Raw genomic sequence first — 25,030 nt, forward strand, 5'->3', positions numbered from 1 at the left:
CTGACCAGCTACGCTTTCTCGTCCGGGAAAACCGGCGTGCTGTAAAAGTCCTTTTCGATTTCGGCATCGGCCTGATCGTAATCCGGGGCATACCAGACCTTGCCTTTCCAGGCACCGAAGCCGCGCCGCCGTTTCGGCTTCGCCGCATCGGTTTGAGCCATGACCAGTCTTACGGCCGGCTTGCCGGCCCGCGCGATCACAACCTCTTCGCCCCGCTCCGCCGCTTCAATCAGCTTGGAGAGGGTGGTTTTGGCTTCGTGGATATTAACCTGAATTTTCATCGGCTTAGAACTTAGCTTAGCTAACCTGCAGGGATTAGCTTAGCTAAGTTAGCTAAGCTAATCAAGCCAGGACTGCGGCGCGCAGCTCGGGCGTGACCTCCGGTGCGACGCCGAACCAGGCCTCGAAGCCCGGCCGGCCCTGATGCAGCAGCATGCCGAGCCCGTCCACCACCGGGTTGCCACGCGCCTGGGCCGCAGCCAGCAGGTCGGTTTCCAGCGGCGTGTAAACAATGTCGTTGACGAGCGCGGTGGCCGGCAGGTCGTTCAGCGGCAGGTCGAGGACGGGCTGGCTACCCATGCCGAGACTGGTGGTGTTGACCAGAAGATTCGCCCCGGCGAGCGCGCCAGCGCGCTTCTCCCAGTCGACGACCTGGATGCGGTTGCCGAACTCGACGGCCAGCGCTTCGGCCTTGTCGCGACTGCGGTTGGTCAGTCGCAGTTCGGGCACCCCTGCATCGAGCAGGGCCACAATAATGGCGCGCGAGGCGCCGCCGGCGCCCAGCACCACGGCCGGGCCGTTTGCCGCGCGCCACATCTTCGGCGCATCCGCCCGCAGCGAGGCGAGGAAACCGAAGGCATCGGTATTGCTGCCATGCAGGCTGCCATCTTCGCGCACGACGATGGTGTTCACCGCGCCGATACGTCTGGCCACCGGATCGATCTCGGCCAGATAGGGCAGCACGGCAACCTTGTTGGGAATGGTGACATTCACGCCGCGAAAGCCGGGCTCCTTCGGCAACGCCTCGAGGAAAGCCCCGACCTCCTCCGGGGGCACCGGCAGGCGGTCGTAGCGGCCGCTGAGGCCATACTGCGCCAGCCAGAATCCATGCAGCTTCGGCGAGCGCGAGTGATCTACCGGCCAGCCGATCACGCCGGCGCGCGGCAGGATGTCGTCTTCGGTGTCGAATGCTGTCATGCGCCCGACCTCATGAATCGAGGACTCATGCTCGAAGCACCTTGTTCTCGCGCAGGATATCCAGCAGCGGCAGCAGCGGCAGGCCGAGGATGGTGAAGAAGTCGCCCTGAATACGGCTGAACAGCTGCACGCCGAGCCCTTCGAGCTGGTAGCAGCCGACGCAGGACAGTATGGCCTCGCCGGCCTGCGCCAGATAGGCATCGAGGAAATCATCACTGAAATCACGCATGGTCAGCTTCGCGCTTTCAGCGTGGCGCCAGATCACGCTGCCGCCACGCGCCAGTGCCACCGCGCTAACCAGTTCATGCGTCTTGCCGCGCAGGGATTGCAGATGCGCGCGCGCCTCGTTCATATCCTTCGGCTTGTCGTACCAGCGAGCGTCGCAGGCGACCATGGAATCCGCCGCGATGATGAAATCCTGCGGCTCCGCCGAGCTGATGCGATGCGCCTTCAGTTCGGCCAGCGCCGTGGCGGTATCGCGCAAGCTGACGCCATCGCCTTTCAGCGACAGCTTGATTTCCTCTTCGTCGACGCGGGCCGGCCTGATGTCGAAATCCAGCCCGGCCTGGCGCAGCATCGCTGCGCGGGACGCGCTGGCGGAAGCGAGGATCAAGGTCATTCCCGGCAACTCACTCTTTGGGTCCGTCGAAGCCGAGATTCTGCTGCTTGCGCTGCTCCTCGCGACGGTTATGTAAGTTGAGAATTGCAGCGGCCGTTTCTTCGATCGAGCGACGCGTCACGTCGATGATCGGCCAGTTATGCTTGGCACACAGCTTGCGCGCGATCATCAGTTCTTCCTTCACGCGATCGTCGTCGACATAGGCCGTCTCGGTATTCTGGTTCATCGAGATCAGGCGGCTTCGCCGGATCGACACCAGACGATCCGGCGAAGCGGTCAGACCGACCACCAGCGGATTTTTCAGCGCCTCGACTTCGGGCGGAATGATCAGGCCCGGCACGATCGGCACATTCGCGGTTTTGAGCCCGCGGTTGGCCAGATAGATCGAGGTCGGCGTCTTCGAGGTGCGCGACACGCCGACCAGCACGATATCGGCCTTGTCGAGGTCTTCGAGATGCTGGCCGTCGTCATGCGCGATGGTGAAATGCATGGCATCGATGCGGTGGAAATATTCCGCATCCATTTCATGCTGGCGGCCTGGCAGATTGACCGCCTTTTCGCCGAGATATTTGCCAAAGGCCATGATCACCGGATCAAGCACCGGCACGATGGGAAGTTTGGCCTTGGCGCAGCCTTTCACCAGGATCTCGCGCAGTTCCTGGTCGACGATGGTGAACAGCACCAGACCGCCCATGGCGGCGATGGCTTCCACCACGCGTTCCATCTGCAGCGGCTTGCGCACCAGCGCCCAGGTATGGGTCTCGACCTCTTCCTGCGATTTCTGGAACTGCACCAATGCCGCCTTGGCCACCGATTTCAGGGTTTCGCCGGTGGCGTCGGAGACCAGATGGATATGCGGCCGGGCGGTTTTCGGCATCAGCGGGGCACCAGGGAGCGCGGGTGAATCATGGGGATAAAGGGCATAAGCGGGGTGTTTTCCCCAATCCGATCAATTTCATGCCCGTAAGCTGGATTCCTTGCAACCGGCCAGTCCCATCGGGATCGATTTTGTGACACCCCTGTGGAAAGCGGGGAGGAAATACAATTCCGCCACAATGCTTACCCATCCACGTTATCCCCACGATCCCCAATCGGGAACAGCCGGCATTCCGTGACAGTTTTGACGCGCTTATCCCCGGCCTTACCGAATCAGGCCGGTAAAGATGCGCTTGGGACAGAATCCGGGACCGGTCCTGTATGGGCAGTTATCCCCGCCACTCACCGCACATACCTCAACTACTATCTCTTTTAATTTAAACTAAAATAGAAGAGGAATAAGGCCATGAGCCCTGTTCCCCCGACCCCTCTCACGGCGCAACTGACCAAGCAGCCGACCAAACCGTTGCTGCGCACCCTAGCCGGTCTGCCCAGCACGCGTCCGCCGCTCTGGTTGATGCGCCAGGCTGGCCGTTACCTGCCGGAGTATCGCCAGACCCGGTTCGAGGCCGGCGGTTTCCTCGACCTGTGCTACGACCCGGAGCGGGCCGCGGAAGTGACCCTGCAGCCAATCCGGCGCTTCGGCTTCGATGCCGCCATCCTGTTCGCCGATATTCTGCTGATTTGCCAGGCGCTGGGCCAGCATCTGGAGTTCCGTGAAAACGAGGGCCCGGTGCTGGATCCGATCCGCACGGCCGGCGAACTGACCCGCCTGAACCCCAATGGCATCCACAAGACGCTGGAACCGGTCTACGAGGCCGTCGGACGCATCAAGGCAGACCTGCCCCCCAACTGCACCATGATCGGCTTTGCCGGCGCTCCCTGGACGGTGGCGACCTACATGCTGGAGGGCAAAGGATCGAAGGATTATCCCGCTGCCAAGACCTGGGCCTTCGGCAATCCCATCGGGCTCAACACCCTGATGGAAATCCTGATCGAGGCCACCGTGGCCTATCTGGACCGGCAGGTGCAGGCCGGCGCCGAAGTGGTGCAGCTGTTCGACACCTGGGCCGGGGTGCTGCCCGAAGCAGAATTCCGCAAATTCTGCATCGAGCCGGTGCGGCGGATCATCGCGGCGCTGAAAGCCAGATACCCGACCCTGCCGGTGATCGCCTTCCCGCGCGGTGCCGGCATCATGTACGACGGCTATGCGGCCGCCACCGGCGCAGATGCTTTGGGGCTCGACTACACGATGCCGCTCGGCTGGTCGAAGGACCATCTGTGGAGCAAGCATGTCGTGCAGGGCAATCTCGATCCACGTTTGCTCGTGGTCGGCGGTTCAGCCCTCGCGGAAGGCGTGCAGCGCCTGCTCTCCACCTTCAAGGGGCGCAACCACATCTTCAATCTCGGTCATGGCATCGTACCGGAAACGCCGATCCGCCATGTCGAGGAACTGGTGCGCCTGGTGAAGGGCTCCGAAGCGCTGGCCTGACAGGCAGCACTACATCCGCGCCAGATCCTCGATCGCGGCAGCAACCATGCCGGTGCCGACTGCAATCATCAGGATGTCGCCGGCGACGCGAACGTATTTGTAGCCAGAGGGCGGCGCGCTCATACGGATGCGCAACTCATGCGGCAGGTCGTAGAACACGACGTCGCGTGGCAGCGGATGACCCATCATCCATTTCTTCGCCTGGCCCGGCGGCATGCAACCGTTGTTCTTTTTGGCCAGGCCCGGCGGGCAGCGGCCGCCCGGCGGATGGCCATAGTAGTCGCGGATGACCACGCGGTCGCTGTCGTTGAAACTGAAATTGATGTTGATGCTGTCGCCGCCACCTTTTCCCTTGTTCCCTTGCGGCGCATGGCCTTTTTCCTTCTTCGCGTGACCCGGCGGATCGGCGTAAGCCGGCAAGGCGGCAGTGAGGCTGGTGCTGGCGATGGCAAGAGCAAAGGCAGCGGTGGCGATACGAAAGCTGGTGGTGGCGCGCATGGCGATGTCCTTCTCCCGAAGTTTTTCCCGGGCATGGTGATCCTCAGGAACGATTGCGGCGTATCTTTGTCTCAAAAAGCGCGAAATATAGGACGGCTCGCGCTCGTCTGAACCTCTTTCCTGCCTTAAGTCTTAGGATCATGAAAAAGAAGACAGCCGTTATCCTTTTCAATCTCGGTGGACCGGACAGCCCGCAGGCGGTGCAGCCGTTTCTGTTCAACCTGTTCAACGATCCGGCGATCATCCGCCTGCCCAATCCGTTCCGCTGGCTGTTGGCGAAACTGATCTCGACACGCCGCGCGCCGGTGGCGCGGGAAATCTACGCGAAGATGGGCGGACGCTCACCGATCCTGCCGCAGACCGAAGCGCAGGCACGCGCGCTGGAAGCCGAGCTGGGTGAGGATTTTCGCGTCTTCATCGCGATGCGCTACTGGCATCCGTTTTCCGATGAAACTGTAAAAGCCGTGAAGGACTGGGGCGCCGAGCGCATCGTGCTGCTGCCGCTCTATCCGCAATTCTCCACCACCACCACGGCCTCGTCCTTCGCCGACTGGCACAGGGCCGCGGCCAGAGCAGGCCTGACCGCACCGACGGCGGCGATCGGCTGTTACAACGATGAGCCGGGCTTCGTCGCCGCGCAGACCGCGCTGCTGCGCGACCGGTTGCCTGAGGCCGAAGCAAAAGGCATGGAAGCAAAAACGGGTGTGCGGATTCTCTTCTCGGCGCATGGCCTGCCGAAAAAAATCGTCACCGATGGCGATCCGTATCAGCAGCAGGTCGAGCGCAGTGTCGCAGCGATCCGCCAGCAGCTGGGACGCGACGACCTCGACACCCGCATCTGCTACCAGAGCCGCGTCGGTCCGCTGGAATGGATTGGCCCGTCCACCGATGCCGAGATCGCGCGTGCTGCGCAGGAGAAGCGCGCCATCGTCGTCGTGCCCGTCGCCTTTGTGTCCGAGCATTCGGAAACCCTGGTCGAACTGGATATCGAATATGCCGAACTGGCCCATCACAACGGCGCGGCCTGCTATATCCGCGTCCCCACCGTGGGCACGCAGCCGGCCTTTATCGCTGGCCTGGCCCGTCTGGTGCGCAGCGCGACTGATGGCGGTGCGCCGCGCTGCGGCAGCAGCCAGCCCTGCGGCGCCGCTTGGCGGCGTTGTGCCTGCGCGGCCTGAGGGGTAAAACCACGGCATGCTCTACGACTGGCTGAAAGCCCTGCACATCATCTCGATCATCGCCTGGATGGCGGGAATGCTGTATCTGCCGCGGCTGTTCGTTTACCACGCAGAAGCCGAGACCGGATCCAAACAATCCGAGACCTTCAAGGTGATGGAGCGCCGGCTGCTGAAAGCGATCATCAACCCGGCGATGGGTGCGGCCTGGATCTTCGGCGCCAGCATGGCGTGGCTCGGCCACCACTGGGACCAGCCCTGGTTCTGGGCCAAGATCACCCTGGTGCTGGTGATGCAGGCGGTGCATGGCAAGCTGGTGGCCTGGCAGCGCGACTTCGAGAATGACCGCAACACCCGCAGCCAGCGTTTTTACCGCTATGCGAATGAAGCGCCGACTGTGCTGATGATCGGCATCGTCCTGCTGGTGGTCCTGAAGCCCTTTTTATCCTGACAGGCGCTGTCAGCAGAGCATTGTCCGGTAACAATGTTCCTTTTGCGTGCTCATTCACCCGATGGTATGAGACCGCCAAACCAACGAGTCATGTGCGCGCGCGTGAAGTATCCCTAAGATGCCGTTGCGTCAGTGTTTCGTGCCGTTGGTCACACAGGATGTACTTGTCGTCCGTGCGATATCCGCATAGTTCTTCGCGCATGCAAAAAATCAGTGGGGGTCTCCCAATGTCTTTCCGTCAGTTCCGTAACGGCGCCCTGGCTGCTGCCGCCCTGATGAGTGTCGGCGCGCTGCCGGCAACCTCTTATGCCCAGGGTGGCCCGGGCGGCCCGCCGCCGGTGACGGTCGCCAAGCCGGTACTGCGCAGCATCGTCGAGATGGACGAGTATACCGGCCGCTTCGACGCCGCCGCCTTCGTGGAGATCCGCGCCCGCGTCAGCGGCTATCTCGACACGGTGCATTTCCAGGACGGCGCCATGGTGAACCAGGGCGACCTGCTGTTCACCATCGACCGTCGCACCTATCAGGCCGCCTATAACCAGGCCCAGGCCTCGCTCAGCATCCGCCAGACCGAGTTCGACCTCGCCAAGGTGGAATTTGAACGCTACCAGCGCCTGACCCAGAGCGGCGCCGCCGCTGCCGCCACGCTGGACCAGCGCCGCCAGGCCTTCCTGTCCGCGCAGTCCGGTATCGTCGGCGCCCGCGCCGCTGCCGAATCCTCGCGTCTGGCGCTCAGCTTCACCGAGGTGCGCGCGCCGATTTCGGGCCGCATTTCGCGCAAGCTGGTCACCGAGGGCAACCTGGTGCGCGAGAACGAGACGCTGCTGACCACCATCGTGCAGGTCGACCCGGTGCATTTCTATTTCGACATCGACGAGCGCTCGTACCTCTCCTACCAGCGCATCGCCAAGCAGGGCGGCAACAGCAGCAGCGGCGGCAGCAACGGTCGCGGCCTCGCCGTTTCGGTGATGCTGACCGACGAGAAGACCTTCACGCATAAGGGCGTGCTGGACTTCACCGACAACCGCGTCGATACCGCCACCGGCACGATGCGCCTGCGCGCCGTGTTCGACAACAAGGACCAGTTCCTGACGCCGGGCCTGTTCGGCCGCATCGCCGTGCCAGGCAGCCCGCAGTATCAGGCTGTGATGGTGCCGGATGAAGCCATCCTGACCGATCTCGACCGTCGCTACGTCTATGTCGTGGGTGACGGCGGCGCGGTGCAGCAGCGCCCGATCCGCACCGGCTCGCGCACCGACAACTACCGCATCGTGCGCGAAGGCCTGAAGGGCGACGAGACTGTCGTGATCAACGGCCTGCAGCGCGTGCGTCTGGGCGGCGGCAAGGTGACGCCGATGCCGGTGGAACTGCCGCAGGTCTGGAACGGCCTGATGTCGCTGCCGCAGCCGGCAGCGCCCGGTGGCCAGGCGCCTGCCAAGTAATCCAGTCTTTTACGCCGCGAGGGCGCCATGAAATTCGGACACTTCTTCGTCGACCGGCCGATCTTTGCCGCCGTGATCTCCATCGTCACGGTGATCCTCGGTGCGATCGCCTTCTTCCAGCTGCCGGTTTCGGAATATCCCGAAATCGCGCCGCCGCAGATCAACGTGACCGCCAGTTACCCCGGCGCCGATGCCGAGACGCTGGCCCGCACGGTGGCGACGCCGATCGAGCAGGAAATCACCGGCATCGAAAACCTGCTCTATATGTCGTCGTATTCCACCGCCGACGGCCTGATGCAGCTGACCGTCACCTTCAAGCCGGGCACCGATCTCGACACGGCGCAGGTGCAGGTGCAGAACCGTGTCACCATCGCCGAGCCGCGTCTGCCGGAAGAAGTGCGCCGCCAGGGCATCCAGACGCGCAAGCAGGCCGGCGACTTCCTCATGGTCGTGCATCTGCTGTCGCCCGATGAGCGCTACGACCAGCTCTACATCGCCAACTACATGCAGCTGCGCATCCGCGACCAGCTGCTGCGGCTGGAAGGCGTGGGCAACGTGGTCGTGTTCGGCGGCAGCGAATATGCCATCCGCATCTGGCTCGATCCCAACCGCATGGCTGCCTATGGCCTGTCGGGATCTGACGTAGTCAGCGCGCTGCGCGCCCAGAATGTGCAGGTTTCCGGTGGCGCGCTGGGCCAGCAACCCTCGCCGGACGACACGGCCCTGCAGGCCATCGTCACCACACAGGGCCGCTTCTCGGATGCCCGCCAGTTCCGCGACGTGATCATCAAGGCCTCGGCCGACGGCCGCCTGGTGCGCCTGGATGACGTGGCTCGCGTCGAACTCGGCGCCAAGGACTACAGCAGCCGCAGCTATCTGGATGGCAAGACCGCCATCGCCATGGGCGTGTTCCAGCGCCCCGGCACCAATGCGCTGGAAACCTCGACGGCCGTCATCGCCCGCATGGACGAGCTGAAGCAGGATTTCCCCGAAGGTCTGGAATACACCATCATCTACAACCCGACCGAATTCATCGAGGAGTCGGTCAACGAGGTGTACAAGACGCTGGTTGAGGCGATCATCCTCGTCGCGCTGGTGGTTCTGATCTTCCTGCAGAACTGGCGCGCGGCGCTGATCCCGATCCTGGCCATCCCGGTCTCGCTGGTCGGCACCTTCGCCGTCATGCTCGCCTTCGGCTTCACGCTGAACGTGCTCAGCCTGTTCGGCCTGGTGCTCGCCATCGGCATCGTGGTCGACGACGCCATCGTCGTGGTGGAAAACATCGAACGCAACATTGCGCTGGGCATGAGTCCGCGCGATGCAGCGCATGAAACCATGGACGAGGTCGGCACGGCCGTCATCGCCATCGCCGTGGTGCTGTCGGCGGTGTTCATCCCGACCGCCTTCATTCCCGGCATCACCGGCCAGTTCTACAAGCAGTTCGCGCTCACCATCTCGGTGGCGACGATCCTGTCGGCCTTCAACTCGCTGACACTGTCGCCGGCGCTCGGCGCCGTGCTGCTGCGCAAGCATGAGCCTGGCCACGAGCCGAAATTCCCGCCGTTCCGCTGGCTGAACAGCGCAGGTAACAAATTCAATTCCGCCTTCGACAGGATGAGCAACGGCTATGCCCGTGGCGTCAGCCGCATCGTCACCCGCCGGGTGCTGATGCTGGGCGTCTATGGCCTGCTGGTGGCGAGCACCTTCTTCCTGTTCCGCACCGTGCCGCCGGGCTTCATCCCGCCGCTCGATCGCGGCTATGCCATCGTCGTCATCCAGCTGCCCGATGGCGCGTCGCTCAGCCGCACCGACGAGGTGACGCAGAAGGCGACCAAGATGATCGAGACCGTGCCGGGCGTGGCGCATGTCGTCGCCATCCCGGGCTTCAACGGCGCGACCTTCACCAATGCGACCAACGCCTCGGTGATGTTCACCCCGTTCACGGCCTTCGAGGAGCGCCTCGGCCAGGGCCTGACCGCGGATGCCATCATCGGCCAGATGATCGGCAAGCTGCAGGGCATCGAGGAAGCCTTCGTCATCGCGGTGCCGCCGCCGGCGGTGCCCGGCATCGGTTCGGGCGGCGGCTTCAAGATGCAGCTGCAGAACCGCACCGGCGACGACGTGCGCCCGATCCTGGCGGCCGCCTATCAGATCATGGGCATGGCGGCGCAGACGCCCGGCGTGACCGGCGTGTTCACCACCTTCTCGGCCGCCTCGCCGCAGGTGTTCCTGAATATCGACCGCGTCAAGGCGCAGATGCTGAACGTGCCGATCGCCAACGTGTTCGAGGCGCTGCAGGTCAATCTCGGTTCGGCCTATGTGAACGACTTCAACGCCTTTGGCCGCATCTTCCAGGTGCGCGCCCAGGCCGACCAGCAGTTCCGTCTCAACAACGAGGACATCTCGCGCCTGAAGGTTCGTTCGGCGACCGGCGACCTCGTTCCTCTCGGGACTTTGGTCGAGATCAAGGAAACCGCGGGCCCCGACCTGCTGCAGCGCTACAACACCTATGTGTCGGTGCCGCTGCAGGGCAACACGCCGCCGGGCGTTTCCACCGGCCAGTCGCTGGCGATCATGGAAGGACTGGCCAAGCAGGTGCTGCAGCCGGGCCAGAGCTTCGAATGGACGGAAATCGCCCTGCAGGAGCGCTCGACCGGCAACACGGCGACCTATGTGTTCATCCTCGCCGTCGTCTTCGTCTTCCTGGCGCTGGCGGCCCAGTATGAAAGCTGGGTCCTGCCGCTGGCGATCATGCTGATCGTGCCGATGAGCGTGCTGTTCGCCCTGCTGGGCGTCTGGATCGTCGGGATCGACAACAACGTGCTGGTGCAGATCGGACTCGTCGTGCTGATCGGTCTGGCGGCGAAGAACGCGATCCTGATCGTGGAATTCGCCCGCCAGCTGGAGGCGGAAGGCAAGTCGGCCGCCGACGCGGTGATCGAGGCCTGCCGCCTGCGCCTGCGCCCCATCCTGATGACGGCATTCGCCTTCATCCTCGGTGTGCTGCCGCTGGTGACCTCGTCGGGCGCCGGTGCGGAAATGCGCCGCGCGCTAGGCACGGCGGTGTTCTCCGGCATGATCGGCGTGACCTTGGTCGGCCTGTTCCTGACGCCGGTCTTCTACGTGGTGCTGCGCGCCTTCGTGCACGGCCGCGTGTCGAAAGGCCAGAAACACCAGGAGCAGCCCAATCCTGCGGGCGAATAGCTGAAACGGAAACAGAAAAGGCCCGGTGTCAGAACCGGGCCTTTTTTATTGTAGCCCTACTCGTCACCCCGGCCTTGAGCCGGGGTCCCATTTTCTCACCGCCATAAAACAAATGGGATCCCGGGTCTTCGCCCGGGATGACGGTGAAGGACAGCGCTCAGCGCAGAACGCTCGGATCCAGCGTGAACAGCTCCGAGGGATTCTCGACGCCGCGCAACGCGTAACGCCCCAGCGAAATCGCATACTCGTTCAGCCCGCCGGCGGCCTGCTTGAAGGCGGCCGAGTAGATCGCGCGCTGGTCGACCGAGCGCGCCAGGCCGGAAATGCGCGAGAGTTCGTTCACTGCCGGGCCCACGACAGTGAAGTCGAGGCGATCCTCGCCGCCGAAATTGCCATACAGCACTTCGCCGACATGGAGCGCGACCGACATATCCGTCACTGGCAGCCCCGCATTGGCGCGGCGGTTGCGCACCTCGCGCAGGTCGCGCAGGCAGCTTTTCAGCGCCTTGATTGATTGCAGACAGGCATTCTGCAGGTTGCCGTCATCGCGGAAGATGGCGAGCACGCCGTCGCCGACGAATTTCAGCACCTCGCCGCCATGCGCATGGATCGCGGAGACGGCCGCGCCGGCATAGTCGTTCAGCAGCGGCATGATAAGTTCGGGCGACACGGTATCGACCAGCCGCGTGAAACCGCGCAGGTCGGAGAACCACAGGGCCGCCGTGATGCGTTCGGCCTCGCCGCGGCCGATGGTGCCGCTGAGAACGCGCTGCGCGGCGTTGCGGCCCAGATAGGTCTCGGCCACCGTTTCGGCGATGCGGCGCACGCTGGCCGATCGTACGGCGGCGGCGGCGAAAGGAATCAGTGCGCCGAGCGTTTCGACCTGCTTGTCGGTGTAGCCCTCGCCATGCGTCGTGGTCCAGGAGGCATAGACCGAATTGAGCTGGCCGATCACCGCGCGCTCACCGAAGCGCGTCATGGTGACCAGGTAGTCGGTATAACCCTGCTCGGCCAGTTCCGGCAGCACCGGGAAGGGATAGTCGCCGTTATGGCCGAGGATGCGGAAACGTAAGGAATCCTCGCCGCTGGTTTCCAGATGGTAGAACGGGCTGGAATGCCATTTGCGCTGGCCTTCCTCGGTGATCGAGCGGCCGAATTCGTACAGCTCCACATCCTGCTTGTCGGCATGCCAGGAGAAGATGCGGCCGGCCAGCACCGGATGCAGCGTGTCGGCGCCGAGCAGCGCGCGCTTCACCGGGATGCCGGCTTCGTTCAGGTTCGAGCAGAAGTTGCTGAGGATTTCGCCTTCTGAATGCCCATTGAGCGAGGCATCGGCGATGGCGCGGGCGATATTGGTGAAGACCTTGGGATCCATGCGCGCAAGATAGGACCGGGTTTGCGAAAAAGCGATGGTGCGGTGGATGAATCCGCGGCAGAAACTGTCAGCAGACGTTAATCGTTTTCCCAGCGCATCCAGCGGCCGTGATAATCGCCGGCGCCCAGCCGTTCCTCGCGGCCGGCGGGGTCGGTGCCGTTCCACAGCGTCAGGGTGAGATCCGCGCCGTCCTTGGCGCGGCCGGGCTCGAACCGCAGCCAGGCCAGCGGTGCCTGCGCGGTCGCGGTTGCTCCGGCCTGGTTCATGGCGGCGGCGATACGCTGCTGCTCCGGCGCTGCGATATACTGCCAGACGATCGAGTGATAGAGCACCAGGGCCGCATCGGGTTTGCGCTGCTGCAGCTGTGCGGCGACGAAATCGGCAGCATGGTTGCGGGCGACGGCGATATCGCAGGCGGCGGCGTGATCCAGCGCCAGCGTGACCCGCGCCAGCCGTTCGGGCTGGTCGGCCCAGATATACGACAGCAGGCGCTGGCGGTCGGCGGTGTTGCGCGCATCGAGCGGACTGACATCGCAGCCGGCGCGCGCAATGACACGCGGGCGCAACGCGGGCGGCTGCGATCCGCCCCAGCGACAGCGCAGCAGCAGCGGCGCGGTCTGCGGCTCGCCATGTTGCCAGCCGCCGAAGTCATAGGCGTAGGTGTCCCACAGCTGGTTGAGTCCGGCGCTGGCGCCGATCTCGCAGGTCTGCAGCGGCAGTCCCGGACAAAGCTGCGCGAGCTTGAGGAAACCGCCGAGCAACACGGCCGAGCGCTGCGGATCGTTGGTCTGCGGCGGGCTTTGCAGATACTGCGCGAGCAGCGCGGCATGGCGCGTCAGCGCGGCATCGAGGTCTCCGGCGGTGATGTGTGTTGCCGCATAAGCGGCCGTGAGCGGTGCATCGCCACCCTCCAGCACGGCGCGATGCAGCGCGCCGGCCAGCCGCAACGGCAAGGCATCGGCACGCGGATCGCCCGGCCAGTTTAAAATCGGTTCCGCCCACGATGCGTTCGCCGCGAGCCGTTCGGTGGCGAGATCGAGCAGCATGCCGGTGAACGGCGAGCCCAGCGCGCGGCAATAGTCGGCCTGGTCGCGGAAGGATGCGATGACGGAATCGGCAGAAGGCATGGCGCATTTTGTCGAGCGCATGCCGGCTGCGTCCAGTGCTGCATTGCTGCGGGACAATTGACGGTCTGCCTGCGCCCCCGCTAGACAGGACCCGCCTGCCCGCTTGGCGGAATTGGTAGACGCACGGGACTTAAAATCCCGAGGCCGCAAGGCCGTGCCGGTTCGAGTCCGGCAGCGGGCACCAGCCTTCACGACTCTTTTGACACCCGACGGCCGCCGCGCAGTGAATAATCTGCTTGACTCAGATATCGCAAAGTATATCTTACGATATGTCAGACAACGGGTCTGACGTAAGAAGCGAGTAGACTATCATGAGTGAACATCTGGAATTTCCCCATATTCTCAAGGCTTTGCGCGATCATCGCTGCATCGGGCGCGCCAAATACGGCATTGGGGGCGGCCGCCGCCATTTCCGCGGGCGACTGGCTGCCGCCTTATTCTCGGCCGGGGAAGACGGCCTGGGCGGCCATGGCTTCCGCGCCAGCCGCGTGGTCTCGGCCGCCGACCTGCAGCTGCTGATCCTGGTGCTGCTCGAGGAGCATCCGCGCCACGGCTACGAGATCATCAAGGCGCTGGAGGAACACACTTCGGGCTTCTACGCGCCGAGCCCCGGCGTGATCTATCCCGCGCTGACCTATCTGGAAGAGATCGGCCATACCAGCGTTGCGGCTGACGGCGCCAAGAAGCTCTACAGCCTGACGACCACGGGCCGTACCTATCTGGCCGAACACCGCGTGCATGCCGACACGATGATGGCGCAGCTGGCCAAGATCGGCCTGCGCATCGCCAAGGCGAAGCGGTTTTTCCGCAGCGGCGACGAGATGCCGGCGGAAGAGGACGATGTCACACGGCACAATGCCGATCCGTCTTCCTCGATGAGAGCTGCGCGCCGGCACCTGCGCGCCGTGCTGCAGGCCACCGACGACGCCTCGCCCGAGGAACAGCGCCGCATCATCGACATCCTGGTGCGGGCGGCGAAAGAGATCCGCGGCCAGTAAGGGCCATCTTCATAGGACGGGGGCCTATGGGCACTGCAACCATCAGCGACATCGCCTGGAAAGGGCATCACATGCGTGGCCATCGCTATCGCGTCACCATCGAACATCTCGGCACGCCGCGCGATGGCATGGACCGGCAGCCCGAGCTGGTGTTCGAGGCAGTCAACCATGACGACATTATCGGCATCGTGCAGCGCATCCGCGCCAGCGGGCATTACAGCGAGGACGAAGCCGCCTCGCTGGGTATCGGTCTCAAGCTGTTTTCGGAAGTGATGCTGAAGCGCAAGGACGATCCGCTGTTCGCGGCCTTGCGTCCGGCGATCAGCAGCTTTATCGGCGGCCTGAAAGATCGGAATCGCGCCGGATCTGGCGAGGCAGCCTGAAGGCCGGAAAGTATTTTCGGGGTTGGTACCGGGCCGGCATCGCATCGAGCTGCCTCAAGATGCGATGCCGGCCACGGTTTGCCACCCCCGGCAACCGGATAGATGAAAGCTGTTACTGCGCCGCCAGCGGCGCGGTTTCCCACAGATCGATGGGACGATAGGGCAGGCTGATCCCCAGGACGGTGTCGACGTTGATGCCGTCGCTGGCGAGCGGCAGCATCAGGTTTTCCACCTCGCTCCAGCCATTGAAATCGAAGGCGTCATCTTCCACCGGCACGGCACCGCGGCGCCAGGTCGGCATGCCGTCGCGCACGGTGGTGATCAGGCGGGTGCGGTTGGCGGCCCAGGCCTGCGGCCGCAATTCGTCATACCAGTCGTTGCCGATGGTGCGGCCGACCGAAGCGGCAAATTCGCTGCCGGCCATGCGATAGCGGAAGCGCCATGGGCTGCGCTCGACATCGAGCATCCACATATGCGGCAGCAGTTCGGAAAGTTCGATCCGGTCGATCGCCTGGCGCGATGGCAGATGCCCTTCGGCATTGCAGTTGCGCATCCAGTAATACAGCAGCTCGCGAACCTGCGGGTGCCAGTCGTTGCCACGCTCGGCGGCGCGGACGACGCGCCAACCGCCGTCGAAAACGCGGGGCAGTTCGGAGGAGACGAGGAAGGGCTGGGTCATAAGCACGGAGGGACCCTACCGGGTTGGATCACCGTCCGCGCGTTACTTTCCGATTACGTTTCGGATCGAAACCCAGATGATTCAAGCCCATGCTTAAGCTTGCGGCAGGGTGAGCCAGTGCAGGCTGAACAGACTGTCGGGATCGGTCCACATCGCCGCCGGCCGGAAACCGGCCTTTTCCGCCAGCTGGCGGAAGCGGATCGGCGTGTATTTGCAGGAATTCTCGGTGTGGATCGACTCACCGGCATCAAAGCCATACTGCCGGCCAGCGACTGTCACCGTCTGCGCCTTGCTGCTGACCAGATGCATTTCGATCCGGTGCTGGCGCGGATTGTAGAAAGCGTAGTGATCGAAGGCGTCGAGATTGAAATCGCCATCCAGTTCGCGGTTGATCCGCTCCAGCAGGTTGAGGTTGAAGGCCGCGGTGACGCCAGCACTGTCGTTATAGGCGGCATGCAGCACGGCCGGGTCCTTCACCAGGTCGACGCCGATCAAGAGCCCCGAACCAACACCACCGCCGTCGCGCAACATCGCGGCCGCATTGCGCAGGAAACCCAGCGCCTCGTCGGGGGTGAAATTGCCAATCGTCGAGCCCGGAAAGAAGCCGACGCGGGCCCGCGCCTGCGGCAGCGGTGCAGGCAGCGGCAGCTGTTTGGTGAAATCGCCGGCCACCGCGCGCATGGTGACATCGGGATAGGCGCGCTGCAGCGACGCCACTGCAGCCGACAGATGCGCACCGGAAATGTCGATCGGCAGATAGCCGGCCGGGCGCGGCAGGGCGTTGAGCAGCAGGCGGATTTTTTCCGCAGCACCCGCGCCGAATTCCACCACCTCCACGTCAGGCCCGATGATGCCTGCGATGGCCGGGCCCTGCTCGCGCAGGATTTTCCACTCGGTGCGGGTCGGGTAATATTCCGGCAGGCGGCAGATCTGCTCGAACAGCTCCGAGCCGCGCTGGTCGTAGAAATACTTCGCCGGCAGGGTTTTCACCTGGGCGCCGAGGCCCGCCTGCACATCGCGGTCGAATTCAGGATCATGTGGGGCCGGGCGCTCCCGGCGCCGCAGCGAGACAAGCGTGCTCATACATCCTCCGCGAGACGGATTCCGGAAAACTGCCAGCGCGCGGCCGGCGGGAAGAAATTGCGATAGCTGGCGCGCACATGGCCCGGCGGCGTGACGCAGGAGCCGCCGCGCAGCACGATCTGGCTGCACATGAATTTGCCGTTGTATTCGCCGATGGCGCCGCCGGCCGGTTTGAAACCCGGATAGGGTTCGTAGCCCGAGCGCGTCCATTCCCAGACCTCGCCGAACATCTGCAGCCGGCCAGGCGGCGCGCTGGCGGGACGCGGATGCGGATGCGCGCGATCGAGGAAACCGCCACGGAATTCGCAGCGGCCGCTTTGCGCCGCATGCTCCCATTCCGCCTCGGTGGGCAGGCGCTTGCCGGCCCAGGCGGCAAAGGCGGCGGCCTCGAAGAAGGAGACATGGCAGACCGGCTCGGCCGGATCGATGGCGCGCTTGCCGTTCAGCGTGAAGACCTGCCAGCCGCCCTTCTTGGCGTCTTTGGTCCAGTAGAGCGGGGCCTGCCAGCCTTCGCGCTGCACCGTGGCCCAGCCATCCGACAGCCAGAGTTCGGGCTGGCTGTAGCCGCCGTCTTCCATGAACAGCAGGTATTCACCGCAGGAGATCGGCCGTGAGGCAATGCGATAGGGATTGAGCAGCACGCGGTGGCGCGGGCCTTCATTGTCGAAGGCGAAGCCGTGACCGTCATGGCCGATCTCGACGATGCCGCCGGCGAAGCTGACGAAGTCGAGCGGCGGCGGCATGTCGCGCGTGAAGCCCTGTGCCGGCTGGTAGGCGAGCGAGACCGGGTTGCGCCAGAAGGCATGCTTGATGTCTGTGAGGATCAGTTCCTGGTGCTGCTGCTCATGCGCCAGCCCCAGTGCCAGCAGCGGCGCGATCTGGCCGAGCGCGGCATCGTCGATGCGCGCGATCAGCTCTTCCATCGCGGCATCGACATAGCGGCGATACTGCGTGACCGTTTCGGCGGTGGGGCGGCTGAGGATGCCGCGTTCGGGACGCGGATGGCGCTCGCCGATGGCTTCGTAATAGGAGTTGAAAAGGTAGTTGAAGTGTTCGTCGAACACGCAGTAGGCCGGCTGGTGCGGCTGAAGCAGAAAGGTCTCGAAGAACCAGGTGGTATGCGCCCGATGCCATTTCGCCGGACTGGCATCGTCCATTGACTGCAGGTTCTGGTCTTCCGGTGTCAGTGGCTCGACCAGCTTTTCGGTCATCTGCCGCACGGTGCGATAGCCCTCCAGCAGCGCGTCACGCGCCGCCTGATTCTGTATCGGCTGCATCTGTGGCAGAGGGCCGTCGTAGATGGCAGCGGCGGCCGTATCGGGATCTGCCGCGAGATCCTTAAGCTCGAGAATGTCAGGCTCTGCGTTGGACTTGTCCGGGCTGAGATCAGCCGGCCCGATCTCCTCGAAAGTGTCGGCTTTGTCGAGGATTCCAAGCTTTTCGAAGATAGCTGTGCTGCTCATCCCTGTGGCTCTCCCCTGACGCAACGCAAACGGGTTCAAGTGCCGCAACCGGGGTCCGACACCAGCAAATAAGTTAACGCCAGTGCCGAACCGTGGTTCCGGGGTGTCGCCCCCGCGCCCGACAGAGATTGGGCGTCAGGCCCGGCTAATCCAGTGCGAAACGATGACGGAGGCGTGACTGCTGCCGGAAACTGGCAGATCACCGCCATGCTGCGTTATCCTGTGGCCATGAACACACCCACTGATTGGCGCAACGCAGTGCAGGTGCGGCGTGCCACCGCGCTGGCCGACGAGCGTGCCATGCAAGGTGGCCGCACGACGGTGTTCGACTTCAGCGGTATCGGCGGCAGCGAAAAGGCCTGGGTCGGCAGCGTCCATGTCGCGCCGGGCAGCAATACCGGGCCGCACACTCATGGCCGCCATGAAGTGATGATCCATGCCGTGCGGGGCCGCAGCGAGATCCGCTGGGGCGCGCGGCTGGAATATGCCATCGAGATCGGGCCGGGCGACGCGGTGTATTTCGCGCCCCATGTTCCGCATCAGGAACGCAGCCTGGAGACGACCGAGATGGTGGAATACCTGGTCGTGCGCAGCGACAACGAGAAGATCGCCAACCAGCTGCCTGACGTGCAGCCGGTGGAAAACCCGCAGTGTTTCTGACGTTTCAGCGCGTCAGATGGCTGTCGATCAGCCGCGTGGCGGCAGCGGCCAGTGCGCGCGCCGGGCCGCCGCCGGCATGGAAGATCTGGCCCGACACGAAGGCGCCCTCGATCAGCAGCATCAGGCTGTCGCCCAGCTGCTTCGGATCGTCGGCGCCCATATCGGCGGCCAGCTCGGCCAGCTTGAGCCGTAATTTGCGCTTGTGGTCTTCCGACACCTTGCGGGCCGGATGCGCGTCGTCGGGATATTCCACCGCCGTGTTCGACAGCCCGCAGCCACGGTAGCTGGCGGCGCTGGCCCGGTCGTTCAGGCTTTGCAGGAAATCCATCAGGCCGGCGCGCGGATCGTCGCGCCCGGCCTTGTCGAGCCGCGCCTCGAAGCGCTGCCAGAACTCAGCGTCGTAGTCGCGCAGGTAGGCTGCGGCCAGCTCATCCTTGGACGGGAAGGCGCGGTACAGGCTCGGCTTGGTGACGCCGGCCCTGGTGACGATCTCATCGACGCCGACGGCGCGGATGCCCTCGGCATAGAACAGCTCGCGCGCGGTGCGGCGGATCTTGTCGGCGGCGCGCGGCGCGCCAGTCTTCGCATCGACCGGCAGGGGCGGGTTGCTGCCAAACGGCGTCTGGGCCGGTTCGTGCTGGCTTTTGCGGGCCATAAACGACGGGTTCCTGAATGAGACTTGACAATGTTACCGATCGGTACGCATATAACGGCATCATTTAACGTACCGGTAAGTCACATGAGCATAGCACGCCCCCGTTTCCTTGGCCAGAAATATGCGTTCCTGGTCGTCGCCGTCATTTTCGTCTGTCTGCTGGCGGCGGCGGGGCTGCGTTCCAGCCCCAGCGTGCTGCTGGTGCCGTGGGAAAAGTCGTTCGGCTGGAGCCGCGACACCACCTCGCTGGCCGCCGCGATCGGCATCTTCCTCTACGGCCTGGTCGGGCCCTTTGCGGCAGCCCTGATGCAGAGTTTCGGCATCCGTCGCACGCTGCTCTGCGCCCTGGTGCTGATGTCGGGCGCCACCATGCTGTCCACCCTGATGACCGAGGCCTGGCACCTGATCGCCACCTGGGGCGTGCTGACCGGTCTGGGCTCGGGCGCCATCGCGCTGGTGATGGGCGCGACCATCACCAACCGCTGGTTCGCCACCAACCGCGGCCTCGTCATGGGGCTGCTCACCGCCAGCACCGCGACCGGCACGCTGATCTTCATTCCGCTGCTCTCCATGCTGGCCGAGATGGGCGGCTGGCCGCTGGTGACCTGGACGGTGGCGCTGGCCGCGGCCGCGCTGGTCCCGCTGGTCTGGTGGCTGCTGCCGGAGCGTCCGGGCGATATGGGCCTGATGCCCTATGGCGCCACCGAAGCCGCGCCGCCGGCCGCGCCGGCGCAGAACCCGCTGGTATTTGCCGTGGCCGCGCTCGGCCGCGCCTCGAAGAAAGCTGACTTCTGGTTCCTGTTCGCCACCTTCTGGATCTGCGGTTTCACCACCAACGGTCTGGTCGGCACGCATCTGCTGTCATTCTGCGGCGATATGGGCCTGGCGGTGACGACGGCGGCCGGTGTGCTGGCGCTGATGGGCTTCTTCGACCTGTTCGGCACGACGGCGTCGGGCTGGCTCACGGATCGTTACGATCCGCGCAAGCTGCTGTTCATGTATTACGGTCTGCGCGGGCTGTCGCTGGTCTACCTGCCCTATACCGACTTCTCGCTGGCGAGCCTGTCGATCTTCGCGGTCTTCTACGGTCTCGACTGGATCGCCACCGTGCCGCCGACCGTGCGGCTGGCGACGGAAGCTTTCGGCGAGCGCGATGCACCGGTGGTGTTCGGCTGGATCGCGGCGGGCCACCAGCTCGGCGCGGCCAGCGCGGCTTTCTTCGCCGGCTGGATGCGCGTGCAGCAGGGCGATTATCTGCAGGCCTTCATCATTGCCGGTGTCACGGCTGTGATTGCGGCCGGGCTGTCGCTGCTGATCAAGGGCAGGAAGCAGGCGGTGCTGGCAACCGCCTAGACCGCCCGCGTCGCCTTGATCGAGGACGTCAGTTCCGCCGGCGTCGTCACCGGCAGGCCGCAGGTCGGACCGAGGCAGACATAAGCCGTCGGCTTGCCGTCGATCTGCGTCTTGGCATGGGCCGGATGGGTTTCGGGCAGGGTCGCATCGGGCGAGGACACCAGAAGCACGCGGTTGGGCGCCGAGACCTGGTAGGCCGCCGTGATCAGCGCCTCGGTGGCGGGGTCGCCGCGCCGGCCGATGATCGCCACCTGCACGGCATTCAGGAAGAGGTCCGCGCCGTTGAGGAAGCTGCCCATCGGGAAGAAGTTGCGCCCGATCTCGGGCGAGAAGGCATCGATCAGGTTCTGCGCCCGCTCGCGCCAGACCACATCGCCGGTGAGATACCACAGCCGCGCGAACACGCCGACCAGGGTGCCGTTGCCGGCCGGTGTGGCATTGTCGGCCGCATGACGCGTGCGCGCCACCAGATCCTCGGCATCTTTTGAGGTGAGGAAATAGCCGCCGTTCACACTGTCGGCGTAATCGCTTTCCACCACCTCAAGCCAGCGTTTGGCCTGTTCGAGATAATCGGGATTGCCGGTGGCCTCATACAGCGCCAGTGCCGCCGCGGCCATGTTGGCGTAATCATCCAGCAGGCCGGGGCTGACCAGGATATCGTTGCGCCAGCTGTGGCCGAGGCGATTGTCGCCATACTGCATCGTCGCATGGATGAAGCCATAGGCGCGTTCGGCGGCCTGCAGCCAGTCGGGCCTGGCATATTGCAGCGACAGGTCGGTCATGCTGCGGATCATCAGGCCGTTCCAGTCGGCCAGCACCTTGTCGTCCCAGCCGGGCTTGATGCGTTTGTCGCGCACGGCGAACAGTTTCTCGCGCGCGATGCGCAGGCGTTTTTCGCCGGCCTCGTCCTTCAGGTCGGGCTCGAGCGAGCGGCGCAGGATGGTCTTGTGTTCCCAGTTGCCATCATCCGTGACGTCGTAGGCCGCACAGAATTCGCCGGTATAAGGCCCGAGCACGGCGGCGATCTCGTCTTTGTCCCAGACGTAGAACTTGCCTTCCTCGCCTTCTGAATCCGCGTCTTGAGTCGCGGCAAACGCGCCGTCTGCAGCAATCATCTCGCGCAGCAGCCAGCCAACGGTCTCGCCGATGCGCTGGCGCAGCATCGCATCATTGGACTCGGCCTCGACCATCGCCATGTGGCTGAGCAGCTGCGCGTTGTCGTACAGCATCTTCTCGAAATGCGGCGCCAGCCATTCGGCGTCCGTCGAGTAGCGCGCGAAGCCGCCGCCGAGATGATCGTAGATGCCGCCCTGCGCCATGCGCGTGATCGTGGTGATCACCGCCACGGAATAATCGGGGATGCCGGTGCGCAGGTAAGCGCGCCACAGCAGATCGAACAGGCCGGTCTGCGGGAATTTCGGCGCCGAGCCGATGCCGCCCTGTTCGGGATCGACATGGCCGAGCACCTGCCCTGCCACCTGGTCGAGCACGTCGTTGCTTAAAGGAAGGCGGTCGCGGCTCTGCGGCTTGGCCAGGTTGCGCAAGGCGCCGACCAGCATCTTGGAATTCTGCGCCACGGCGTCGGGCTTCTGCGTATAGGCCTCGTGGATTTTTTCCAGCACCTCGCGGAAGCCGGGCCGGCCATAGCGGCTTTCCGGCGGGAAGTATGTGCCACCCCAGAAAGGCTCGCCCTTCGGCGTCAGGAACATGGTGAGCGGCCAGCCGCCCTGTTCGCCCAGCACATGCAGCGCGTTCATGTAGATGGTGTCGATGTCGGGGCGTTCTTCGCGGTCGACCTTGATGTTGACGAACAGCTCGTTCATCACCGCGGCGATACCGGGATTTTCAAAACTTTCATGGGCCATCACATGGCACCAGTGGCAGGCGGCATAGCCGATGCTGAGCAGGATCGGCTTGTTGGCGGCCTGGGCAGCCTTCAGCACCTCGGGCGACCAGATCTGCCAGTGCACCGGATTGTCGCGGTGCTGCTGCAGATAGGGCGAGGCGGCCCGGTCGAGATTGTTGCGGCCAAGATCGGGTTGATTGGTCCCTGACAACGCGGCACCGGTCATGCTAGGTATTTGTCCTGCTTCTGAATTTCGAGCATTTCCACTCAGCAGTATGGTGCAGCGATGAAGGTGACTGTCAATGTCGATTGCACGCCGGAGGAGGCCCGGAGCTTCCTCGGGCTGCCGGATGTGCAACCCTTGCAGGAGGCCGTGATGGCCCAGATGCAGGAGCGCATGCTGGGGTCGCTCAAATCCATGGACCCGGAAGTGCTGCTGCGCACCTGGGGCCCGATGGGGATGAACAACCTGGAGCAGATTCAGAAATTCTTCTTCAGCCAGTTCCCGGCGAATGCGGGCACGCCGCCGGGCAAGAAGTAAGCCCGAAGGTATAAGGTATGGCCATCCGTTATCAGGTCCGCCCCCCGGCCAAGGCCGGCGACGCGTCAGATTTCTACCGCGCGCATATTTTCGTCTGCACCAACGAGCGGCCGGAAAATCACCCGCGCGGCAGTTGCGCGCGCAAGGGCGCCGAGAAGCTGCGCAACTACATGAAGGCGCGCGCCAAGGAACTCGGCCTGGGGCTGGAAGACGGCGTGCGGGTGAACAATGCCGGCTGCCTCGAGCGCTGCGAACTGGGGCCGACGCTGGTGATCTATCCCGAAGGCATCTGGTACCGCGCCGACAACTTTGCCGATATCGACGAGATTCTGGAAACGCATGTGAAGCAGGGCGGCCGTGTCGAGCGCCTGCTGCTCAGGCCGGAAGATGGCCCGGACCACAGCGAAAAGAAAAAGTGACGCCGCAGACCATCTACGCGCTGTCTTCCGCGCCCGGCCGCGCCGGTGTGGCGGTGATCCGGCTCAGCGGGCCGCAGGCCGCCGATGCGCTGGAAGCTCTCGTGGGCGGCAACCTGCCGCGCCCGCGCGCTGCATCGCTGCGCCGGCTGAAGGATGAGACCGGCGCGCTGCTCGATGAAGGCATGGTGCTGTGGTTCCCCGCACCGCACAGCTTCACCGGCGAGGATGTGGTCGAGCTGCAGGTGCATGGCGGCCGCGCCGTGCTCAGCGCGATCTTCGCGGCCCTGGCGAAACTGCCGGGCCTGCGCCTGGCCGAGCCGGGCGAGTTCAGCCGGCGTGCGTTTGAGCATGGCAAGCTCGACCTGACGGCGGCCGAGGGCCTGGGCGACCTGATCAATGCCGAGACCCAGGCGCAACGCAGGCAAGCATTACGCCAGATGCAGGGCGCGCTGGGCCAGCTGTACGAGGGCTGGCGCAACCAGCTGGTGCGCGCGCTGGCGCATCTCGAGGCCGATATCGATTTCCCCGACGAGGATCTGCCCGAAGGCGTGGCGGCCGAGGTGAAGCCGCAGATCGCGCGCCTGCGCGAGGAGATCGCGGCGCATCTGAACGACCGCCAGCGCGGCGAAAGACTGCGCGACGGCCTGATGGTGGCGATTGTCGGCGCGCCGAACGTGGGCAAGTCGTCGCTGCTCAATGCGGTGGCGAAACGCGAGGCGGCGATTGTTTCGGATATTCCGGGCACCACGCGCGACGTGATCGAGGTGCATCTCGATCTCGGCGGCTATCCCGTGATGCTCGCCGATACGGCCGGTCTGCGCGAGAGCGCGGACGCCATCGAGTCTGAGGGCGTGGCGCGCGCCCTGAAGCGCGCCGAGAGCGCCGACCTCAAGATCGTGGTGCTGGACGCGACGAAAAAGACCGTGCCGAAAGACACGGAAGCCCTGATTGATGGCGATGCCATCGTGGTGGCCAACAAGGCCGATGCGACCGCCGTGCTGGCCGGCTGGGAGATCAATGGCCGCCCCGTGCTGCCGATCTCGGTGCGGACCGGCACCGGCATGGGCACGCTGCTCGATCTGCTGGAAAAGGAAGTGGTCGAGCGCATTGGCCTGACCGGCAGCGCGACGCTCACCCGCGCGCGCCACCGCGAGGCGCTGACCGACTGCATCGCTGCGCTGGACCGCTTCCTGCGCGGCTCGGAGCGGCACAACACCAGCGCCGAACTGGCCGCCGAGGATGTGCGGCTGGCGGCGCGCAGCATTGGCCGCATCACCGGGCGGATCGATGTCGAAGACCTGCTGGATGTGATCTTCAGGGATTTCTGTATCGGGAAGTGAGGGCTGGCTTGCCGACCTGTCCCCCAGTATCGTCATGCCCGGCCTTGTGCCGGGCATCCACGCCTTTTTAAGCTGCGATGCGGTAAGACGTGGATGGCCGGGACAAGCCCGGCCATGACACTCCCGGCCATGACACTGGTGGGTTCCGAGACAG

The 25,030-nt window shown here is 64.5% G+C and carries 24 protein-coding genes and 1 tRNA gene; 13 read left to right on the top strand and 12 right to left on the bottom strand.

Annotated elements, in window-relative coordinates; translation table 11 throughout:
* Nucleotides 1-8 precede the first annotated feature (8 nt).
* The 4 genes from FNB15_RS06360 to FNB15_RS06375 form a co-directional block, all read right to left on the bottom strand.
* A complete protein-coding gene (locus FNB15_RS06360; RefSeq protein ID WP_144067903.1) occupies nucleotides 9-281 on the bottom strand; it encodes a type II toxin-antitoxin system Phd/YefM family antitoxin in 273 nt (90 codons plus the stop codon).
* 61 nt (nucleotides 282-342) lie between these two features.
* On the bottom strand, nucleotides 343-1,197 hold the full coding sequence (locus tag FNB15_RS06365) for a shikimate dehydrogenase (protein WP_144067904.1): 855 nt from the start codon (nucleotides 1,195-1,197) through the stop codon (nucleotides 343-345).
* A 25-nt stretch (nucleotides 1,198-1,222) separates the two neighbouring features.
* Nucleotides 1,223-1,816: a Maf family protein gene (locus FNB15_RS06370; protein ID WP_144067905.1), complete on the bottom strand. Its 594-nt coding sequence runs from the start codon at nucleotides 1,814-1,816 to the stop codon at nucleotides 1,223-1,225.
* Nucleotides 1,817-1,826: 10 nt separating this feature from the next.
* On the bottom strand, nucleotides 1,827-2,693 hold the full coding sequence (locus FNB15_RS06375; RefSeq protein WP_144067906.1) for a pyruvate, water dikinase regulatory protein: 867 nt from the start codon (nucleotides 2,691-2,693) through the stop codon (nucleotides 1,827-1,829).
* Between the two features lie 405 nt (nucleotides 2,694-3,098).
* On the opposite strand from FNB15_RS06375, the gene hemE reads away from it, so the two are divergent.
* The gene (gene hemE, locus FNB15_RS06380; protein WP_144067907.1) at nucleotides 3,099-4,184 is read left to right on the top strand and encodes a uroporphyrinogen decarboxylase; all 1,086 of its coding nucleotides are present in this window, start codon (nucleotides 3,099-3,101) and stop codon (nucleotides 4,182-4,184) included.
* Nucleotides 4,185-4,193: 9 nt separating this feature from the next.
* On the opposite strand, the gene FNB15_RS06385 is transcribed toward hemE, so the two are convergent.
* Entirely contained in the window at nucleotides 4,194-4,682 is a 489-nt protein-coding gene (locus FNB15_RS06385; protein ID WP_144067908.1) for an RcnB family protein, read from the bottom strand.
* A 140-nt stretch (nucleotides 4,683-4,822) separates the two neighbouring features.
* Here FNB15_RS06385 and hemH point away from each other — a divergent pair, with 140 nt between their 5' ends.
* From hemH to FNB15_RS06405, 4 genes are all read left to right on the top strand, one after another.
* On the top strand, nucleotides 4,823-5,860 hold the full coding sequence (hemH, locus tag FNB15_RS06390; protein ID WP_144067909.1) for a ferrochelatase: 1,038 nt from the start codon (nucleotides 4,823-4,825) through the stop codon (nucleotides 5,858-5,860).
* 16 nt (nucleotides 5,861-5,876) lie between these two features.
* On the top strand, nucleotides 5,877-6,308 hold the full coding sequence (gene hemJ / locus FNB15_RS06395) for a protoporphyrinogen oxidase HemJ (RefSeq protein ID WP_144067910.1): 432 nt from the start codon (nucleotides 5,877-5,879) through the stop codon (nucleotides 6,306-6,308).
* A gap of 227 nt (nucleotides 6,309-6,535) precedes the next feature.
* Nucleotides 6,536-7,750, top strand: coding sequence for an efflux RND transporter periplasmic adaptor subunit (locus tag FNB15_RS06400; protein WP_221932749.1), 1,215 nt, complete (start codon nucleotides 6,536-6,538; stop codon nucleotides 7,748-7,750).
* A 27-nt stretch (nucleotides 7,751-7,777) separates the two neighbouring features.
* Nucleotides 7,778-10,954, top strand: a complete 3,177-nt coding sequence (locus FNB15_RS06405; protein WP_144067911.1) for an efflux RND transporter permease subunit — start codon at nucleotides 7,778-7,780, stop codon at nucleotides 10,952-10,954.
* A 157-nt stretch (nucleotides 10,955-11,111) separates the two neighbouring features.
* Here the strand turns inward: FNB15_RS06405 and FNB15_RS06410 are convergent, their stop codons facing one another.
* Together FNB15_RS06410 and FNB15_RS06415 are read right to left on the bottom strand one after the other, a co-directional pair.
* Nucleotides 11,112-12,329, bottom strand: coding sequence for an adenylate/guanylate cyclase domain-containing protein (locus tag FNB15_RS06410; protein ID WP_144067912.1), 1,218 nt, complete (start codon nucleotides 12,327-12,329; stop codon nucleotides 11,112-11,114).
* Nucleotides 12,330-12,406: 77 nt separating this feature from the next.
* The gene (locus tag FNB15_RS06415) at nucleotides 12,407-13,456 is read right to left on the bottom strand and encodes a DUF2332 domain-containing protein (protein ID WP_185973742.1); all 1,050 of its coding nucleotides are present in this window, start codon (nucleotides 13,454-13,456) and stop codon (nucleotides 12,407-12,409) included.
* A 97-nt stretch (nucleotides 13,457-13,553) separates the two neighbouring features.
* On the opposite strand from FNB15_RS06415, the gene FNB15_RS06420 reads away from it, so the two are divergent.
* The 3 genes from FNB15_RS06420 to FNB15_RS06430 all read left to right on the top strand — a co-directional run bounded on the left by FNB15_RS06420 (nucleotide 13,554) and on the right by FNB15_RS06430 (nucleotide 14,837).
* A tRNA-Leu gene (locus FNB15_RS06420) sits at nucleotides 13,554-13,640 on the top strand.
* Between the two features lie 127 nt (nucleotides 13,641-13,767).
* Entirely contained in the window at nucleotides 13,768-14,454 is a 687-nt protein-coding gene (locus FNB15_RS06425) for a PadR family transcriptional regulator (RefSeq protein WP_144067914.1), read from the top strand.
* Nucleotides 14,455-14,480: 26 nt separating this feature from the next.
* Nucleotides 14,481-14,837 (top strand): DUF3861 domain-containing protein, encoded by a 357-nt coding sequence (locus tag FNB15_RS06430; RefSeq protein WP_221932750.1) that lies wholly within the window; start codon nucleotides 14,481-14,483, stop codon nucleotides 14,835-14,837.
* 112 nt (nucleotides 14,838-14,949) lie between these two features.
* Here the strand turns inward: FNB15_RS06430 and FNB15_RS06435 are convergent, their stop codons facing one another.
* The 3 genes from FNB15_RS06435 to egtB form a co-directional block, all read right to left on the bottom strand.
* Nucleotides 14,950-15,516, bottom strand: a complete 567-nt coding sequence (locus FNB15_RS06435) for a PAS domain-containing protein (protein WP_246068850.1) — start codon at nucleotides 15,514-15,516, stop codon at nucleotides 14,950-14,952.
* 93 nt (nucleotides 15,517-15,609) lie between these two features.
* On the bottom strand, nucleotides 15,610-16,599 hold the full coding sequence (gene egtD, locus FNB15_RS06440) for an L-histidine N(alpha)-methyltransferase (RefSeq protein ID WP_144067916.1): 990 nt from the start codon (nucleotides 16,597-16,599) through the stop codon (nucleotides 15,610-15,612).
* Nucleotides 16,596-18,062 carry an ergothioneine biosynthesis protein EgtB gene (gene egtB, locus FNB15_RS06445; RefSeq protein ID WP_246068807.1) on the bottom strand — a complete coding sequence of 489 codons (1,467 nt, stop codon included), beginning with the start codon at nucleotides 18,060-18,062 and terminating at the stop codon, nucleotides 16,596-16,598. The genes egtD and egtB overlap by 4 nt, the downstream gene beginning before the upstream one ends.
* Before the next feature lie 174 nt (nucleotides 18,063-18,236).
* Between egtB and FNB15_RS06450 the strand changes: the two genes are divergently transcribed.
* Nucleotides 18,237-18,722, top strand: a complete 486-nt coding sequence (locus FNB15_RS06450) for a cupin domain-containing protein (RefSeq protein WP_144067917.1) — start codon at nucleotides 18,237-18,239, stop codon at nucleotides 18,720-18,722.
* Between the two features lie 4 nt (nucleotides 18,723-18,726).
* Here the strand turns inward: FNB15_RS06450 and FNB15_RS06455 are convergent, their stop codons facing one another.
* A complete protein-coding gene (locus FNB15_RS06455; RefSeq protein ID WP_144067918.1) occupies nucleotides 18,727-19,377 on the bottom strand; it encodes a TetR/AcrR family transcriptional regulator in 651 nt (216 codons plus the stop codon).
* A gap of 84 nt (nucleotides 19,378-19,461) precedes the next feature.
* On the opposite strand from FNB15_RS06455, the gene FNB15_RS06460 reads away from it, so the two are divergent.
* Nucleotides 19,462-20,730, top strand: a complete 1,269-nt coding sequence (locus FNB15_RS06460; protein WP_144067919.1) for an MFS transporter — start codon at nucleotides 19,462-19,464, stop codon at nucleotides 20,728-20,730.
* On the opposite strand, the gene FNB15_RS06465 is transcribed toward FNB15_RS06460, so the two are convergent.
* Nucleotides 20,727-22,802, bottom strand: coding sequence for a thioredoxin domain-containing protein (locus tag FNB15_RS06465; RefSeq protein ID WP_144067920.1), 2,076 nt, complete (start codon nucleotides 22,800-22,802; stop codon nucleotides 20,727-20,729). The two genes, FNB15_RS06460 and FNB15_RS06465, sit on opposite strands and share 4 nt — an antisense overlap.
* Before the next feature lie 60 nt (nucleotides 22,803-22,862).
* Here FNB15_RS06465 and FNB15_RS06470 point away from each other — a divergent pair, with 60 nt between their 5' ends.
* From FNB15_RS06470 to mnmE, 3 genes are read left to right on the top strand one after another with little or no spacing between them, the layout of a single operon-like run.
* A complete protein-coding gene (locus FNB15_RS06470; protein WP_144067921.1) occupies nucleotides 22,863-23,117 on the top strand; it encodes a DUF6489 family protein in 255 nt (84 codons plus the stop codon).
* 17 nt (nucleotides 23,118-23,134) lie between these two features.
* On the top strand, nucleotides 23,135-23,536 hold the full coding sequence (locus FNB15_RS06475; RefSeq protein WP_144067922.1) for a (2Fe-2S) ferredoxin domain-containing protein: 402 nt from the start codon (nucleotides 23,135-23,137) through the stop codon (nucleotides 23,534-23,536).
* Nucleotides 23,533-24,876, top strand: a complete 1,344-nt coding sequence (mnmE, locus tag FNB15_RS06480) for a tRNA uridine-5-carboxymethylaminomethyl(34) synthesis GTPase MnmE (protein WP_144067923.1) — start codon at nucleotides 23,533-23,535, stop codon at nucleotides 24,874-24,876. Before FNB15_RS06475 ends, mnmE begins: the two co-directional genes overlap by 4 nt.
* Nucleotides 24,877-25,030 lie beyond the last annotated feature (154 nt).

The organism is Ferrovibrio terrae (genome assembly GCF_007197755.1).
Taxonomy (GTDB): Bacteria; Pseudomonadota; Alphaproteobacteria; order Ferrovibrionales; family Ferrovibrionaceae; genus Ferrovibrio; species Ferrovibrio terrae.